The organism is Geobacillus lituanicus (assembly GCF_050994965.1).
Classification (GTDB): Bacteria; Bacillota; Bacilli; order Bacillales; family Anoxybacillaceae; genus Geobacillus; species Geobacillus stearothermophilus.
The window spans coordinates 1203979-1220172 of the sequence record NZ_CP194773.1 but is presented as its reverse complement, the minus strand read 5'-3'; the positions used below and the strand labels follow the sequence as shown (position 1 = coordinate 1220172).

15 protein-coding genes and 2 pseudogenes are annotated in these 16194 nt (G+C 51.8%); 4 read left to right on the top strand and 13 right to left on the bottom strand.

What is annotated here, in order from left to right:
• Positions 1-21: 21 nt before the first annotated feature.
• From ACR1UW_RS06160 to ACR1UW_RS06145, 4 genes and pseudogenes are all read right to left on the bottom strand, one after another.
• Complete coding sequence (locus ACR1UW_RS06160; RefSeq protein WP_011230439.1) at positions 22-1158, bottom strand: zinc-dependent alcohol dehydrogenase; 1137 nt, start codon at positions 1156-1158, stop codon at positions 22-24.
• A gap of 366 nt (positions 1159-1524) precedes the next feature.
• Positions 1525-1800, bottom strand: a pseudogene (locus tag ACR1UW_RS06155) (ABC transporter permease subunit); the annotation flags it as partial.
• Positions 1801-1969: 169 nt separating this feature from the next.
• Positions 1970-3106: an IS110-like element ISGka2 family transposase gene (locus ACR1UW_RS06150; protein ID WP_498934935.1), complete on the bottom strand. Its 1137-nt coding sequence runs from the start codon at positions 3104-3106 to the stop codon at positions 1970-1972.
• A gap of 493 nt (positions 3107-3599) precedes the next feature.
• Positions 3600-4364: pseudogene (locus ACR1UW_RS06145) on the bottom strand (IS110 family RNA-guided transposase); the annotation flags it as partial.
• A 300-nt stretch (positions 4365-4664) separates the two neighbouring features.
• Here ACR1UW_RS06145 and ACR1UW_RS06140 point away from each other — a divergent pair.
• Complete coding sequence (locus tag ACR1UW_RS06140) at positions 4665-4865, top strand: alpha/beta-type small acid-soluble spore protein (RefSeq protein ID WP_020959067.1); 201 nt, start codon at positions 4665-4667, stop codon at positions 4863-4865.
• Between the two features lie 12 nt (positions 4866-4877).
• On the opposite strand, the gene ACR1UW_RS06135 is transcribed toward ACR1UW_RS06140, so the two are convergent.
• The 3 genes from ACR1UW_RS06135 to bcaP form a co-directional block, all read right to left on the bottom strand.
• Positions 4878-5927, bottom strand: a complete 1050-nt coding sequence (locus ACR1UW_RS06135; RefSeq protein ID WP_322311003.1) for an anti-sigma factor domain-containing protein — start codon at positions 5925-5927, stop codon at positions 4878-4880.
• Complete coding sequence (sigI, locus tag ACR1UW_RS06130; RefSeq protein WP_498934933.1) at positions 5924-6673, bottom strand: RNA polymerase sigma factor SigI; 750 nt, start codon at positions 6671-6673, stop codon at positions 5924-5926. The genes ACR1UW_RS06135 and sigI overlap by 4 nt, the downstream gene beginning before the upstream one ends.
• 288 nt (positions 6674-6961) lie before the next feature.
• Positions 6962-8377 (bottom strand): branched-chain amino acid transporter BcaP, encoded by a 1416-nt coding sequence (bcaP, locus tag ACR1UW_RS06125; protein ID WP_498934931.1) that lies wholly within the window; start codon positions 8375-8377, stop codon positions 6962-6964.
• 319 nt (positions 8378-8696) lie between these two features.
• Here bcaP and ACR1UW_RS06120 point away from each other — a divergent pair, with 319 nt between their 5' ends.
• Complete coding sequence (locus ACR1UW_RS06120) at positions 8697-9038, top strand: DUF485 domain-containing protein (RefSeq protein ID WP_498934929.1); 342 nt, start codon at positions 8697-8699, stop codon at positions 9036-9038.
• The gene (locus ACR1UW_RS06115; RefSeq protein ID WP_498934927.1) at positions 9038-10573 is read left to right on the top strand and encodes a solute symporter family protein; all 1536 of its coding nucleotides are present in this window, start codon (positions 9038-9040) and stop codon (positions 10571-10573) included. Before ACR1UW_RS06120 ends, ACR1UW_RS06115 begins: the two co-directional genes overlap by 1 nt.
• 59 nt (positions 10574-10632) lie before the next feature.
• Here the strand turns inward: ACR1UW_RS06115 and ACR1UW_RS06110 are convergent, their stop codons facing one another.
• The 6 genes from ACR1UW_RS06110 to ACR1UW_RS06085 form a co-directional block, all read right to left on the bottom strand.
• Entirely contained in the window at positions 10633-11127 is a 495-nt protein-coding gene (locus tag ACR1UW_RS06110) for a GNAT family N-acetyltransferase (RefSeq protein WP_094239770.1), read from the bottom strand.
• Between the two features lie 26 nt (positions 11128-11153).
• Positions 11154-12281: an o-succinylbenzoate synthase gene (gene menC, locus ACR1UW_RS06105; RefSeq protein ID WP_498934925.1), complete on the bottom strand. Its 1128-nt coding sequence runs from the start codon at positions 12279-12281 to the stop codon at positions 11154-11156.
• The gene (locus ACR1UW_RS06100; RefSeq protein ID WP_498934923.1) at positions 12278-13117 is read right to left on the bottom strand and encodes a GNAT family N-acetyltransferase; all 840 of its coding nucleotides are present in this window, start codon (positions 13115-13117) and stop codon (positions 12278-12280) included. The genes menC and ACR1UW_RS06100 overlap by 4 nt, the downstream gene beginning before the upstream one ends.
• A complete protein-coding gene (locus ACR1UW_RS06095; RefSeq protein ID WP_498934922.1) occupies positions 13092-14261 on the bottom strand; it encodes a M20 peptidase aminoacylase family protein in 1170 nt (389 codons plus the stop codon). The genes ACR1UW_RS06100 and ACR1UW_RS06095 overlap by 26 nt, the downstream gene beginning before the upstream one ends.
• Before the next feature lie 115 nt (positions 14262-14376).
• Complete coding sequence (locus ACR1UW_RS06090; RefSeq protein ID WP_020754483.1) at positions 14377-14802, bottom strand: threonine/serine exporter family protein; 426 nt, start codon at positions 14800-14802, stop codon at positions 14377-14379.
• 15 nt (positions 14803-14817) lie between these two features.
• Positions 14818-15561: a threonine/serine exporter family protein gene (locus tag ACR1UW_RS06085; RefSeq protein WP_498935266.1), complete on the bottom strand. Its 744-nt coding sequence runs from the start codon at positions 15559-15561 to the stop codon at positions 14818-14820.
• Positions 15562-15998: 437 nt separating this feature from the next.
• Between ACR1UW_RS06085 and ACR1UW_RS06080 the strand changes: the two genes are divergently transcribed.
• Positions 15999-16133 (top strand): hypothetical protein, encoded by a 135-nt coding sequence (locus ACR1UW_RS06080; RefSeq protein WP_498934920.1) that lies wholly within the window; start codon positions 15999-16001, stop codon positions 16131-16133.
• Positions 16134-16194: the final 61 nt, after the last annotated feature.

The window sequence follows — 16194 nt, the reverse complement described above, 5'->3', positions numbered from 1 at the left end:
CCTTTATGCATCGCTAGAACGTTACGGCTTGAGCACGACTTTAATACAGCCGTCTTTCTTTTCGTCGAAAATTTCGTATGCGTATTGCGCCTCATCAAGCGGCAGGCGATGGGTAATGATATCGGTCGGATCGAACTTCCCTTCCACGATCCACTCGTATAACGTCGGAATGTAATGAATGACCGGCGCCTGCCCCATTTTCAGCGTAATGTTGCGTGAGAACAAATCGCCGAGCGGAAACTGGTTGTAGCGGGCGCCATATACCCCGACGAGCTGGATCGTTCCGCCTTTGCGCACCGCCTGCGAAGCGATGACGATCGCCCCCATCGCCCCGCCTTGCAGCTTCAGCGCTGAGCCAATAAGCTCAAGCGGCGTCATCTTTCCGTCGAGCCCGACACAATCGATGACGACATCGGCCCCGCCTCCGGTCATTTCTTTAATATATTCTCCGACATTCTCGTATTCAGTGAAATTTAACGTTTCGACTTTGTTCGTCTTTTTCGCATGTTCGATCCGATAATCGATGTAATCAACGGCGATGACGCGTTTCGCCCCTTTCATCCAGGCAAACTTTTGCGTCAGCAGCCCAACTGGGCCGCAGCCGAGCACGACAACAGTGTCGCCATCTTTTACCCCCGCCTCATCAACGCCCCAAAACGCGGTCGGGATGATGTCCGACAAAAACAGCAATTTTTCATCTTCCAACTCACAGTTTTCCGGGACGACAAACGGAGTGAAGTTGGCAAACGGAACGCGCAAATATTCAGCCTGCCCGCCCGGGTAGCCGCCAAACGTCTCGGAATAGCCGAAATACCCCCCCGATTCGCCGTTTGGGTTCGACGCATCGCATTGGCTTTCGAGCCCGTGCTGGCAATACCAGCATTGCCCGCAGGCGATCGTAAACGGCACGATGACCCGGTCGCCTTTTTTCACTTTCGTCACCGCCGGGCCGACTTCCTCGACAATGCCCATCGGTTCATGGCCGATAATGAAATCTTCCGGCATGTTCGGAATCATCCCATGCACTAAATGGAGATCGGAGCCGCAAATCGCGGTGCTGGTAATTTTGACAATAATGTCATCGTCTTTTAAAATTTTCGGATCAGGCATTTGTTTGACAGCTACATCTTTGATGCCTTGATATGTCACCGCTTTCATTTTCTTTCCCTCCGTCCATTTCTGGATGTATGAGCCAAAAGGCAAGCCCTCCGCCGACGAGCGCCAGCGCACTAAGCAAGAAAAGGAGCGGGGCGACACCGCTGCTCATGAGCCACGCCGCCAACGGCGGACCGACGGCCACCCCCACCCCACCCGCCTTCCCTCCTGACTCGGCAGCCGCATCGTCCATTCCATGGCTCCGATTCCTTTCCTCGCAGAGTGGGTATTTCACCTATATGATGCTCGTTTTTTCAACGCCTATGCCGCATGAAAAAAGGCTGTTCGCCAAGGTCGGAAAGACCTTGGCAAACAGCCTTATCACAGCCCTTCTTCCGTTCTCAACGCGCAGACAGAAACAAATCACCTTTATTTCCCGCCCGTAAACGAAATTCCTTTAATGAAATAGCGATTGAAAAACGTATAAATGACCAACACCGGCAAGGTAAACACCATTGAAGCGGCCATGATGTAGTTCCAATAGCTGATATATTGTCCTTTGAAGCTGTTCAGGCCCAGCGGCAAGGTAAACAATTGCGGATCTGACAAAATAATGAGTGGGCGCATGAAATCGTTCCACGAACCCATGAAGACGAAAATGGCCTGAGCCGCCAGCGCCGGGCGGGCGAGCGGCAGGACGATCCGGGATCGAAAACGTTTGCAATCTTTTTCCGTGAAAATCCCCACCACTTGGTGAGTGCGGTATACGCTCCTGATCCGTGAGGGTATACTGAAAATGGCCAAAAAAGGCAATAGGAAAGCAGAGGTGCCCGATTTTAGGCATCTCGTATAACCTGTCTGCCTTTTGGCTAGACTAAATAAGTTGTGGTTGGCGGAACGGCTCTTTGCGGGAGATCATGCAAAAGATGATCACCAACATCCGCCGAGCAATGGCGATGAGGGCTTTTTTCTTCCCGCACCGGGCCGCCAACGACCAAAACTTTCGGGACAAGGGATGCGTCTTGGATCGAGCTGCTGACCATGCCGCCTCGCATAACGCCGATCGGAGATGGGGATTGCCTTTTGTCGTGCGCGTGCTCTTTCGCTTTCCGGCGCTTTCATGGTTGCCGGGGGACAATCCAGTCCATGAAGCCGCCCGTTCCGGCGTTTCAAAGACGCTCATGTCGGTTCCCATCTCGGCGATGATGACGGCGGCGGTTTGTTTTTTCACTCCGGGCATGGTCATCAGCAGGTTCACTTCCTCGCGATACGGCTCGAGCAGGCGGTCGATGTGCTGGTCGACTTCTTCGATTAACTGCTCCAATTCCTCAACGTGTTTCCACAAGAGGCGAAGGAGACGGAGCTCGTGTTCGGTCAAGGTGCCGAGCAGCGAATCGTACACCGCTTGCTTTTTCTTTTTGAGCCTTCCGCGCAGGCATTGATCCAACTCGTCCTTGTCCACGTATCCCTTCTCAAGCAGCCGGGCGAGGATGTCTTTTCCGGAAACGCCGAAGAGATCGGAGAGGACCGAGCCGAGTTTGACATTGGAAGACTCGAGCATTTTTTGAATCCGGTTTTTCTCCGAAGTCAGCTGTCCGACCCACTTTTTGCGGAGGCGGGTAAAATCCCGCAATTCGCGAATATCCGCTGGGGGGACGAAACTTTTTTCAACGAGTCCATGGCGGAGCAGCTTGGCGATCCACTCGGCGTCAGAGACATCGGTTTTTCTTCCCGGGACATTTTTGATCCGCTGCGGATTGGCCAGTGTCAAGTCGACATAGCCCTCGAGGAAGGCGAAGACCGGTTTCCAATACACGCCGGTGGATTCCATGGCGACATGGGTAACGCCATGTTCTTCGAGCCACTCAAGCAGGTCGCCAAGTCCCTTCGAGAACGTGGAGAAGGTTTGAATGTCCTTTTGAATGTGTCCATCTTCTTCCCATAGCGCGCAGGCGACGATGGTTTCGGCATGAACATCCAATCCTGCGCAGCGAGGATAGATGACATCCATGATGAAAATCCTCCTTTTCGATGATCGAGTGCGCAAACAGCGAATCCACGGGAGAAATGCGGCAGTTTTCCGTTCGTCGTCACCTTTCCTCCGCATCGGGAAAGGGCGGACAATGGGTGGTGCACCCAGTGGATTCGAACGCTTTTCTGTACAGGGTCCAAGCCACCATTAAGTATAACGTCCTATTGAGCTGTTTGCGCCTACTCTTCATTATGGGAAGAAAAGGGGGATTTTCATGCCCGGGTGGAGGGCAAACCATTGCCCATGGATCTTTTCTGTGAAAATAATGAATCCATGAGCGGTTATTTTCATGCTTGGGTGGCGAGTAAAAGCTTACTCATGGATGTTTTCTGTGAAAATCCATAAAACCCGGTCAACTCTGTATATCCTGTGATCAGTTTGGATACACTACAAATGGCCAAAAAAGACAACAGGAAAGCAGAGGTGCCTTATTTTTAGGCATCTCGTATATTCTGTATTCATTTTGGCTATACTAACTTACTTGTGGTCCCCAAAACGGTTCTTTTCGGGAAAGCATGCAGTAAATGATGACAAGCATTCGGTGCGCGATCGCAACGAGTGCTTTTTTCTTTCCCCGGCGAGCCGCCAATGACCAAAATTTCGCCGCCAACGGTTGATTCCTGCATCGGGATAACGCCCATGCCGCCTCGCATAACGCGGATTTAATATGAGGATTCCCCTTTACCGTTCGTGTACTTTTGCGTTTTCCAGCGCTTTCGTGATTTCCCGGGGCCACCCCAGCCCAAGAAGCGAGGCGCTGCGGTGTCGGGAACTGTCCCATATCCACTCCGATTTCGGCGATGATGACGGCGGCGGTTTCCTTTTTCACTCCAGGAATCGTCATCAGAAGATCCACTTCCTGTTGATACGGTTGTAAGAGATGGTCGATGCGTTGGTCCATCTCCTGAATCAAGCTTTCCAAATACTCGATGTGCTTCCACGATTGGCGAATCATGAACAACTCATGTTCGGTTAATGTCCCAAAGAGCGATTCCTGAATTTGTTGCTTTTTCCCTTTCATTCTTCCGTGAAGGCAAGCGTCGATATCGGCTTCTTCGATGTACCCCTGTTCCATTAAACGGGTCAAGAGTTTTCGGCCCGATACTCCGAAGATGTCGGAAATCACCGTACCCAGCTTGATATTGGAACACTCCAATACTTTATGAATTCGGTTTTTTTCCGCAATCAATTGACCCACCCACTTTTTGCGTAAACGGGTCAAGTCCCGCAATTCTCGATTCTGTTCGTAGTCACCTTTTCCAAATGAAAAGGGCTTACAATGGGTGGAACACCAAATGGACTCAAACAGTTTTTTGTACAGGGTCGAACCACCATTAAAAAGCACGTCTTTCCAAACTGTTTGCGTTCATCCTCCATTATGGAAGGAGAGATGGATTTTCATGCCTGGGTGGGGAGTAAAATTTACTCATGGATGTTTTTTGTGATAAACTCTCCCTTTAATTCCCACCTATACCCCACCAACAGTTTGCTTATACTAATGATGCCACATCGAAACATGACGAAGGAGGCAAAAAGAATGGCACGTGGAAGCAACAAACTGCTTGTTCCAGGCATTGAACAAGCATTGGAACAAATTAAATACGAAATCGCCCAAGAGTTTGGCGTGCAGCTCGGGGCTGGCACTGTTTCGCGCGCCAACGGCTCCGTCGGCGGGGAAATTACGAAACGGCTCGTCGCCCAAGCGCAAAGCGAGCTGGCAGGACGGAGAACAGAATAAAGCCGAGCGTGATCACTCGGCTTTTTTCGTTTTGGAATCGATGATTGTCGGCTGGCGGTGGACATTCGCCGGATCGCGGCGATCTTTCTTGTTGCTGCGGTCGTGCCGGCCATCCGCCGCCTTTTTCTCTACATAATGACCGCCCGGCCGCGACGGACGGGCGTTCCCATGGTTTTTCCCTTTCGGAGAAATCTCTTTGTCCGACGGGGAACTTTCTTTATTTGAATCGGTGTTTTTTCGCTCGTGCAACGGCTGTTTTTCTTTTTTCTGCTGCTTTGGTTTCTGTTCGCCATGCTTTTGTTTCATTTGCGCCGGCTGCTCTAGTTTTTGCCCTTTTACTGGTGATGGTTTCTTTTCCTTCTTTCCGCTTTGTCCTTTCTCTTTGTCCGGCTTGGTGGATGTGGACGAGGCCGGTTTTGCTTTTTTCTCGATCTGCAACAGTTTTCCGGTCGTCATTCCTTGCTCAGCTGCCCGGCTGCGCACTTCCATTGTGCTGTTTGCCGTTTTGATAACGATCCGGTCGTCCGCCACCGACCGCTCGATTTCAGCAAGCTCAGCGGACAGCTTCCGCGCCGAGGAGGCGTTACGCTCTTTTTCCACCGTTGTAATGAGCACTTCGCCGCCTTCCTTTAAATAGCCCTTTTTTTCGCTTAATACAATAATTTGTTCCGCCACCGCAGAAAACGGTTTATTTTTCCATGCAGGGAGCGCAGCGAGCACGTTTTTTCCTTCTTCATTATACGCCTTTAACGTCAATACGTGCAGATCATCGTCGACCCCCGCTTCAATGCTCGGATTAATGTCGATCGACATATATGCGTACACCGCGCCGGAAGGCCACTGAATCCAAGTGGTGACAAGCAGCACGGCCGCTGCCAAAGCGCTCACCAATGCATATCGAAACGAACGACGGTGAAATGGAAAGGTTTTTTTTACTGCACCTGCTTCAATCTCTTCTCCAACTTCATACTCCCCTTCCTTTTTCACCCGGAGAAATTCCCCCTCGGTCGTCAATACGGTGACGAACTCTTCGTCCAATTCCAGCACAATCCCCTTTTTCACGATGGAAGCACCCCTTTTATATAGTCCTTTAAGTAAATATAATCACCCGCTAAAATGACCGCGACCGCAATAATGTATTTTCTGTTTCTCTCGATCGTTTTGCGGCTGACGGACGCCATCGTTTCCAGCTGCTTGATCGGCAGCTGCTTTTTTTGAAAAAGAAACCCGAGCAACTCTTCTTTCTCTACAAGCAACTGGGCAACGTCAATGGCGTTTAGACGCGCGTCTTTATGTTTTGGCGACTGTTCGACTAGATCGTGAAAATGAATGCCAAATTGCTTAAGCACTTGCTGGTAATGGATGATTTCCTCACGGCGCTGCTCCTGCTCGATTTGTTTGTAAAATTCATCGACTGACCGCTTCGCATCGAGATATGTTTGCGCCGTCCGTTCGCCGTCTTCCCCCTCCTCGGCATACCATACCGCTTCCCGCACCCTAGCCTCTTTTCGAATATAATCGATAAGGCGCCGTTTAATAAGCAGCTCGGCAAACGAAAGAAATGAGCCGCCCTTATGCGGCGCATACTTTTCAATCGCTTCATTGAAGGCGATCAGCCCGATGCTCGCCTCATCATCCTCTTCGCGAATGAACCGCTTGCACACGCTCGACGCCGTTTTGGCGATAAACGGTTTGTATTGCTCGATCAGCTCATTGCGCAGCGCTTCATTTCCTTGCTGGATTTCCGCAACCGTCCGTTCAAGCGTTCTCTCTCTTTTTTTTAATAACATGCTAAACATCGATTTCACCCCGCTTATACAAGACGGACTGACGCGCTCCTTCTTTACATTATTCGTACATCTTAATCCAACTTTGACCGTCAGGCAAGCAGAAAAACATTCCAAAGCCAGCCGACGTTTTGCAGGAACTTCTGTTCGCCAGCTAGGAGAGAAAAGCAAAGAATGACCGCTGTTTAGATTCTTCCCGACACAAACTGCTGCTTCCGCCACATCCAGAAGATTGGCTTTTGGCCAAAAAAAAGAGGCTGTTTCCCAAACGATCGGTCGTTTGGGACAGCCTTTTTTTCATATGGACGCCTAACCAACTTTTTCTTCGCTTGCGGCCGTTTCGTTGAGCTTGCTATGCCTCCGTCCGTAGACGAAATAAATGGCCAAGCCGATCAGCAGCCACGAGATAAAACCGATCCATGTCGTCATCGGGAGCTGAAGAACTAAGTAGCCGCAGAACAAGACGGCTAAAATCGGGATGACCGGAACGAACGGGACGCGGAACGCCCGCTTTAAGTTCGGCTGCGTTTTGCGCAGCACAAGAACGCCAATTGAAACGGTAATAAAGGCAAAGAGCGTCCCAATGTTCGTCAGTTCCGCCAGTTTGTTCAGCGGGATGACACCGGCAAATACCGAAACAGCGGCACCGGTCAGCCATGTGTTGACGTACGGCACTTGGCGGGTCGGACTAATGCGCGCAAACACTTTCGGCAACAGGCCGTCGCGGCTGATGGCGTAAAAGAGACGCGTTTGCCCATAAAGCATAACAAGCAATACCGTCGTAATACCTGCGATCGCCCCGAGCGAAATAAAACCGGCGACCCAGTCTTGATTGATATAGTTTAACGCAAACGCCACTGGGTTTTTCACGTTGAGCTGCTCGTACGGAACGATGCCTGTCAATACGAGCGAAACCGCAATATACAACAATGTGCAGACAAGCAACGACACGATGATGCCAATTGGCATATTGCGTTGCGGGTTGCGCACTTCTTCCGCCGCGGTCGACACCGCATCAAACCCGATGTAAGCGAAAAACACTGTTGCAGCGCCGGTCGCAACACCTGCAAATCCATATGGCATAAACGGCGTCCAGTTTTCCGGCTTGACATACCAAACGCCAACCGCCAAGAAAAGCAAGATGACAGCCACTTTAATAAAAACCACGACCGTATTGAAACGGGCCGATTTTTTCGCACCCATGTTCAGTAAAAACGTAATGAACAAAATAATGAGAATAGCCGGCAAATCGATGATTGTGCCTTTCTCCGGGTTATATGCGCTCGTGAGCGCCTTCGGCAGCTCAATGCCAAACCCAGCGAGCAGGCCTTGGAAATAGCCGGACCAGCCGGCGGCGACCGCTGATGAAGCGACCCCATATTCCAAAATCAAGTCCCAACCTAAAATCCAAGCGAACAGTTCACCAAATGTGGCATAGCTATATGTGTACGCGCTTCCCGACACCGGTACGGTCGAAGCAAACTCAGCGTAACAAAGCGCCGCAAACACGCAAGCCAAGGCAGATAAAATAAACGAGAGAACGAGCGCCGGACCGGCATGCTCTGCCGCAGCCACACCGGTCAGGACGAAAATGCCCGTCCCGATAATGGCACCGATGCCGAGCATCGTTAAGTCGAATGCCCCTAACTCTTTCCGCAGCGAGGCTCCTTTCGCCCCCGACTCCTTAAGCAACGATTGAATCGGTTTTTTACGAAACAAATTCATAGATGTCTCCCCTTGTCGTTTTTTGTAGAAAATTGTTGAATTTTGTTGTCGAATACAGTTGACATTCTACATGATCCTCGTTTTTTTGTAAAGTGCGAAAATAAGAAAAACAGCAAAAAATTTTCTCCGTTTTATGCGGCAAAGCAAAAAATAGTTTTTAAAAATAACAAAAAACATCAATTTACAAATTTTTCAGATAAATATATAATGAATGTGTGACAAATTTGTGTCAGAAAGGGGGAGTCACATCCACCGTTTGCGGCAGAACAGTTCATTGTCCTTTTTGAAAACGCTTTAATACAGACAAGGAGGGATTACAATGGCAGTGAAAAAACAATCAAGGGCCGACCAAGGCGGCATCAACTATGATGCCATCGCTCAATCCGCTTCATTCCGCGGGCTCATTCAGGCGAAGAAGCGCTTCATCATCCCAGCCACCGTCTTTTTCTTCGTCTTTTACTTCGCCCTTCCGGTGTTGACGTCGTATTCGAAAGCGCTCAACGCACTAGCAATCGGACCGGTCAGCTGGGCGTGGCTGTTTGCCTTTGCGCAGTTTATTATGACATGGGCCTTATGCATCCTTTATTCGAAACGCGCAGCACAATTTGATGCCATCGTCGAGCAAGTGAAGCAAGAAGCAGCGGAAGGAGGAAACACGTAATGCACGGGCTCGCCTTTTTCCTCTTCCTCATCATCGTCGCCTTGACGCTTGTCATTACGTACTACGCCTCGAAACGGACGAAAACGACAAGCGAATTTTACACCGCGGACAGCAGCTTAACCGGCTGGCAAAACGGGCTTGCCATCGCCGGCGACTATATGTCGGCCGCCTCGTTTCTCGGTATTGCCGGCATGATCGCGCTGGCGGGATTTGACGGCTTCTTCTACAGCATCGGCTTCCTTGTCGCTTATCTTGTCGTCTTGTACATCGTCGCCGAACCGCTTCGCAACCTCGGCAAATACACGATGGCCGATATGATCGCCGCCCGTTTTGACGATAAGAAAGTGCGCGGCGTCGCGGCGTTAAATACGATCGCCATCTCGATTTTCTATATGATCGCCCAGCTTGTCGGCGCCGGCGGCCTCATCAAGCTTCTGTTGGGTCTAGACTACGTTTATTCCGTCTTGACCGTCGGCATTTTGATGACGGTGTACGTCGTCTTCGGGGGCATGACAGCAACGAGTTGGGTGCAAATCGTCAAAGCCGTCTTGCTGATGGTCGGTACGTTTATCATTTCCATCATCGTCTTTGCCAAATTCGATTTCAGCATCGCCAAAATGTTCCACGAAATGAAAACAGCGACGCCGCTTGGCGAGGCGTTTTTAAACCCGGGCAACAAGTTTAAGGATCCACTCGATACGATTTCACTCAACTTGGCGCTCGTGTTGGGGACGGCCGGGCTGCCGCACATTTTGATCCGCTTCTTTACGGTCAAAGACGCCCCGACTGCGCGCAAATCGGTCGTGTATGCGACATGGATCATTGGGCTTTTCTACGTCATGACGATCTTTTTAGGCTTTGGCGCCGCCGCGTTTGTCGGCTATGACAAAATCGTCGCCGCCAACCCGGCCGGCAATATGGCCGCCCCGCTGTTGGCGGAAGCGCTTGGCGGAGATTTCTTGTTCGCTTTCGTCTCTGCCGTCGCCTTTGCGACGATTTTGGCCGTTGTCGCCGGACTTGTGTTGTCAGCCGCCTCGGCGTTTGCCCATGACTTTTACAGCCATATTTTGCGGCGCGGCCAGGCGACGGAAAAAGAACAAATGCTCGCCGCCCGCTGGGCATCCGTCGGCGTCTCGGTGTTGTCGATTTTGTTAGCGCTGTTTGCACAAAAAATGAACGTCGCGTTCCTCGTATCGCTCGCATTTGCGGTCGCCGCCAGCGCCAACTTGCCGACGATCGTATTCACCATTTTCTGGCGCCGCTTTAACACGACTGGAGCGATTACGGGGATGCTTGTCGGCCTGATCAGCGCCTTGGTGCTCGTCTTCTTCAGCCCGAACGTCTGGTCGCCGCAGCCGGGCGCCGCCATTTTCGTCGGCGAACCGCTCTTTAAGCTCGCCAATCCAGGCATTATTTCCATTCCGCTCGGTTTTATCGGCGCCATCGTCGGCACGCTCGTCTCATCGAAAAAAGCGGATGAAAAGAAATATACGGAAATTGTCGTCAAGGCGAATACTGGGATCGGACGCGTGTAACACAGCAAAGAAGGGGCTGGCCCAAAACGTGCTTGCGTTTGGGCCAGCCCCAATTAGCATTATAACAGTTTGTATAGGTAATATTCATTTACAAATTCCCCATTCACTCTTAACGATTGAACCCTCTCGCCTTCTAATACGAATCCCATCTTCCTATATAAGTTGAACGCCTTATCGTTCCCTTTCATGACCGTAAGTCCTAATCTCAAAATTCCAACTTTCTTTGCCCACTCAAACGCTTTGTTGAATAGTTTAGTGGCAATGCCCTGTCCTTGATAGTCTTCAAGAACTCCCAAAACAACATTGGCAGAATGTCGATTTCGTTTTACATCGCCTCCTATGACAGCAAGGAACCCGACAAGCTTGTTTTCCGTTTCAGCAACAAAGATCATTTTATTCGGCTCAGACAACATTCTTTCAATCGATTTGCTTTGTTGTTCAACCGTTGTTTGCCGTTCGCCAGGCTCAAATAACATAAAACCAGATTCATCAATTTTTTTGCACAACTCCAAGAAATGTTCCGCATCGCGAACTTCAATCGGTCTGATCATCATTTTTTCTTTCTCCCTTTTATCATCCTTTATGCCGTCGCCGTACGATGAAACACCTTCGCAAACTGCGTATACCGCTCCACTTGGCGGCGGTCGACGTCATAGCCGATGCCCGGGGCGTTCGGCACGCGGATCAAGCCGCCTTGCACCTCGACTTCCGGTGTGATAATATCCCGCTCCCAATAATGGGACGACGCGGCGGTGTCGCCGGGAAGCGCGAAGTTTTCCAACGTCGTGATCGCGATATTGTGGGCGCGCCCGACCCCTGCTTCCAGCATCCCCCCGCACCAGACCGAAACGCCGCGCTCAGCGCAAAGATCGTGGATGCGCTTCGCCTCCCAAAGCCCGCCGACGCGCCCGATTTTGATGTTGATGATGCGGCAGCTGCCAAGGTCAAGCGCCTTGCGCGCATCGTCATAGGAACGAATGCTTTCATCAAGGCAAATCGGCGTCTGAAGAAGCGGCTGCAGCCGGGCGTGATCGACAAGATCGTCAGCGGCGAGCGGCTGTTCGATCATCATCAGCCCAAATTCATCGAGCGCCTGAAGCCGCTTGGCGTCAGCGAACGTATACGCCGAATTGGCATCCGCCATGAGCGGCACGTCGGGAAACGCGCGCCGCACGTCGCGAATGACATCAACATCCCATCCCGGTTTGATCTTCACTTTGATCCGCCGGTACCCTTGCGCCACATACCGTTCCATCACCTGAAGCAGATCGGCAACCGTCGGCTGGATGCCGATGCTGACGCCGACTTCAATTTCCTTTTTCGTTCCCCCGAGAGCTTGACAAAGCGGGACGCCGAGCCGCTTGGCGTACAAATCCCATACCGCCCCCTCAAGCGCCGCTTTCGCCATGTTGTTTTGGCGGATGGCGGCAAATCGCTCTGGCAATTCCGCTGGATGCCTAAGCGGCTTCGAAAACAAGAGCGGCACGAGAAACTCTTCAAGCATATGCCAGTTCGTTTTCACCGTTTCCTCGCTGTACCACGGGGCGGAAAATGCGACCGATTCACCCCAGCCGGAAACGCCGTCGCGATCGACAACTTCCACTAAAATCAACTCTTTCCTTTGAAACGTGCCGAAGCTCGTCGTAAACGGCGCCTTCAACTCCATTTGCAAATGGCGCAATATGACGTACTCGATGTTGATCGTCATTCTTCTTCCCCTTTCTGCTGCCATCGTTCACTCCGCCGCTTCCATATGTAATAAAGCACTCCTTCCTCCAGGCAGCGCCAAGCGCCGGCGGCAATCCATCCTTCCGCAAGCAGCCGCTGAAACAAGGCGCGCGTCGCCAGCCGCCACTCAAGCGCCAGCGCGAAATCCTGCTCTTTCAGCTGCGGAAAGTCAAGCGGGATGGCTGTCAACAGCAACGGCGCCGCTGTTCCATCGATGTCTCTCGGCACCGGCTGCAACAGACCGTCAGCCCTTTGCCCTGCCTCGAGCACCGTCAACCTTCTGGCCTTGAGAAGATCTGCTTCAACCAAATTCCGTTCCCCAGTCACTCGCTCATCAAGCCGCCATTCGACGATGAAGCGGTCAGACGGCAGTTGACCGTTCAACGCGTCATTCATTTCGCCGTAGCAGTTTTCCACATACTCGACGCCAACAGCCCCAAGCTTCGCCAAGTTCAAATAGCCGTTGCGGCTTTGCAGCGGATCATACGTCCAGCGGATGACTCGGTAGCCGCGCCGCCGCGCTTCTTCCGCCTGCTTCCTTTTCAGACGGTAGCCGATTCCTCGGTCGCGAAAGGAAGCATCAATCCCCATCATATGGGAACAAAGATACACTTCCCCGTTTCGAAACCCAGGGAAGCTATACACAAAGCCGACGAGTTTCCCGTCCATATACGCGCCGATCACAATGCCGCCGTTTTTCGCCGCCGTCAACGTTTGATGGAGCGGAACCGGCGCTGTTTTCCAAATCTCCTCCTCAAGCTTGGCCATCTCTTTCAACTGTTCGATCGTCTCAAGGATTTGCAGCGACAGAGGCACGCTCGTTCTCCCCCTGCAGCGCAAACGTCGCAAACGTATTGATGACCGTTCGCGCCAAAATTTCCACGCCGGAAAGCAAATCATCGCGCCGGAACGTCATGTTCGGGTGATGGAGCCCCGGACGCAAGTCACAGCCTAACCCGAGCATCGTTGTCTTCAGCTCCGGTTTTTGAAAGGAATAAAAATGGAAATCCTCTCCTCCCGATGTCACAACCGGCGGAACGCATTTTTCCGTCCCCAAGGCCGCGATAATCGCCTCCTCCATCAGCCGCACCGCATCTGGATCAGGATGAGCGGCCACGATGCGCGTCCGTTCCACCAGTTCAATCTCCGCCCCATAAATGGCAGCGACCCCGTTGATCACATGACGCAACCCTTCAACGAGCCGCTCCATCGCCTCGTTCGTTTGCGCCCGCAAATCAAGGGCGAATTCCGCGTAGTCCGGGATCGTGTTCGCATCTTTTTCACCGGCGTGAAACTTCGTCATTTTGATCGACGCCGGCACTTGCGGATCAATATGAATTTTGCCGAGCTCTTGCACAATGGCGCTGCCGACTTCAATGACATTGACGCCTAAATGCGGCCGCGCCGCGTGCGCCGCCACACCGCGGATCCGCCCTTCGATGCATTGCGCCGCCCCATGGATGATCGCCGGCGCCGCATATCCGCCTTTCACTTCTTGAATCGGCCGCAGGTGAACGCCGTATAAAAACGACACGCCGTCGACCGCTCCTTTTTCGATCAGCTTTAACGCCCCTGTTCCTTTCTCCTCGGCCGGCTGGAACAAAAACCGGAGCGTCCCCGGCGGCTCATAGCCGATGCGGCGAAGCAGCTTCGCCACCCCGAGCACGATCGTCATATGGGCATCATGCCCGCACGCATGGTTCGGCTGCCAAACGCCGTTCACTTCTTGCCAAAGCGCATCCATATCGCTGCGCACCCCAACCGTAAACGGCCCGGCGCCGATTTCCGCCACCACACCCGGGCAATCGGCAAACGTCCGCACCCGATATCCTTCGCGCTCCAACTCTCGGCGGAGAAATTCAGTCGTTTGCCACTCTTCCCAGCTGATTTCTGGATGGCGGTGAAGGTGATCGAAAACCTCCCATAGCTCCGCTTTCATCTGCTCGATAATGTCTTTCATTCCGCTCTCCCCACTGTTTCAAAATCGATAGAAAAAACATCGTTATATTCATTATAATATTCAGACAAACAAATACAACGATAGGCAAATGATTGGAAAAAACAGACACGTGCCATTACGGGCGGCGCTTTACCAGCTGGTTGACGACCTCAGAAAAAATGAGCCCCATCGCAATCGCCCCGGAAATCATGAACGCTTTTGCCGCCAACGGAATCGCTGCATTGTAGTCGTTCATGACGACATGACGCATCGCTTCAAATGCCGTCCCACCTGGAACGAGCGGGAGAATGCCAGGAACAATAAAAATGGTTGCCGGCGCCCGATAGCGCCGAGCAAACGCATTGCTTAAAAAGGCGACGAAAAACGCGGCTATAAACGTCGCAATCACACTGTCTACGCTCGAACGTACAGCAAACGTATAGGCCGCCCATCCGCTCATCCCGACAAATCCGCTATGCGGCAACAGCCGCGGCGGAACATTAAAAATCATGCCAAACAACGTTGACGCCACAAAGCTAAGCAGCAACTGCATAACAATCATGACCTGTGCTCCCTATCATCGAATAGATAAAACAAAGGCGATGCCAGTGCCGATCGCAAACGCCGTCAAAAACGCCTCGGCCCCGCGCGACAATCCGGCGATGAGATGGCCGGCCATTAAGTCACGCACCGCGTTCGTAATGGCCAGCCCCGGCACGAGCGGCAACACCGAGCCGATGATCATGTTCCCGACGTCCCCGCCAAATCCGGCCTGCACCATTAACAATACGAGCCCCCCGGCGACAAAAGAAGCAAAAAATTCCGCGAAAAACCGGATTTTCACAAACCGATGCACCATCTCAAAACACCAAAATGCCACCCCTCCGGAAAAAAGCGATGGGAAAAAGTGAACCATCCCTCCAATCAATGACGCAAAACAAGCACTCGCTAACGCTGCGGCGGCGGTTTGCTGCCAAAGAGGGTAACCCATCGGGGCGCGCCCGATATCCTCGAGCTCCTTTCGCGCCTTTTCAAGCGTCAATTCACCGCGGCTGATGCGCCGGGAAATATCGTTCACGACCGCCACTTTCGCTAAATCAGTCGAACGATCAGAAATGCGGATCAATCTCGTTGAATCTGTCCCTTCAATAGAAAAAATAATGGCCGTTGGTGTGACATAACCATGGGAGCGCGGCATGCCAAACGAAGCAGCGATGCGCGTCATTGTATCTTCCACCCGATACGTCTCTCCGCCGCTTTCAAGCATCAATTTTCCCGCTAATAAACAAACCTCAACAATATCATCCACCCGCTCCGTCATAACCGGTTTGCTCCTTTCGTTTTCGCTCGGCATGGCATTGGCCATCCCGTTTTCCCCTGCCGGGCGCTCATCGCAAAAACAAACTCCCACCAAACAAATTGGCAGGAGCCGCCTCGGATATCGTCTTTGTCAAACTTGTTTCCATTATAGCAAACAAGCGGTTGACTGCCAAACCGTGAAGGAACTCTCACCATTTCCCTTTCTTTCCTATTTTTCTGTTTCTTTCGCCTGATTTTTCGCTCTCACAGTCGAAAAATAGCGCACCGGCGGAAGACGAGACAGCGGTTCAACAAAATGAACAAACGAACACCAGCACAAAAATAGAAACGAACTCGTCCCCCACGCAAGCGATCAAGATAGAAACAAAAGGGAATATGTACCATAAAACTGCTGCCAGCGCCAAAGCAAACGGTCAAAAACACCAAGCGGCGGTTGCTGTGAACAAACAAACAGAGTCTCGTGTCTCGGTTTCCCATTCACAACAACTGAAGCAGGCAGCTGCACCGCAAGTGAAAGCCGACCATCCGGCAGGCCAAGAGAAACAGAACAAGCAAGAAAACAATAGAAAATGAGTTCCGAATGACATACTCCCGCCACCTGCGTATTATGAGTAAGATGAGAAAGGGGCTGACC

What these genes read in the sequence shown, in the direction of transcription:
- ACR1UW_RS06160 (WP_011230439.1), bottom strand. Translation starts at nt 1,158, where the DNA reads ATGAAAGCGGTGACATATCAAGGCATCAAAGATGTAGCTGTCAAACAA.
- ACR1UW_RS06150 (WP_498934935.1), bottom strand. Translation starts at nt 3,106, where the DNA reads ATGGATGTCATCTATCCTCGCTGCGCAGGATTGGATGTTCATGCCGAA.
- ACR1UW_RS06090 (WP_020754483.1), bottom strand. Translation starts at nt 14,802, where the DNA reads ATGATTGTTATGCAGTTGCTGCTTAGCTTTGTGGCGTCAACGTTGTTT.
- ACR1UW_RS06120 (WP_498934929.1), top strand. Translation starts at nt 8,697, where the DNA reads ATGGCAGTGAAAAAACAATCAAGGGCCGACCAAGGCGGCATCAACTAT.
- ACR1UW_RS06085 (WP_498935266.1), bottom strand. Translation starts at nt 15,561, where the DNA reads ATGACGGAGCGGGTGGATGATATTGTTGAGGTTTGTTTATTAGCGGGA.
- bcaP (WP_498934931.1), bottom strand. Translation starts at nt 8,377, where the DNA reads ATGAATTTGTTTCGTAAAAAACCGATTCAATCGTTGCTTAAGGAGTCG.
- ACR1UW_RS06115 (WP_498934927.1), top strand. Translation starts at nt 9,038, where the DNA reads ATGCACGGGCTCGCCTTTTTCCTCTTCCTCATCATCGTCGCCTTGACG.
- menC (WP_498934925.1), bottom strand. Translation starts at nt 12,281, where the DNA reads ATGACGATCAACATCGAGTACGTCATATTGCGCCATTTGCAAATGGAG.
- ACR1UW_RS06140 (WP_020959067.1), top strand. Translation starts at nt 4,665, where the DNA reads ATGGCACGTGGAAGCAACAAACTGCTTGTTCCAGGCATTGAACAAGCA.
- ACR1UW_RS06095 (WP_498934922.1), bottom strand. Translation starts at nt 14,261, where the DNA reads ATGAAAGACATTATCGAGCAGATGAAAGCGGAGCTATGGGAGGTTTTC.
- ACR1UW_RS06110 (WP_094239770.1), bottom strand. Translation starts at nt 11,127, where the DNA reads ATGATGATCAGACCGATTGAAGTTCGCGATGCGGAACATTTCTTGGAG.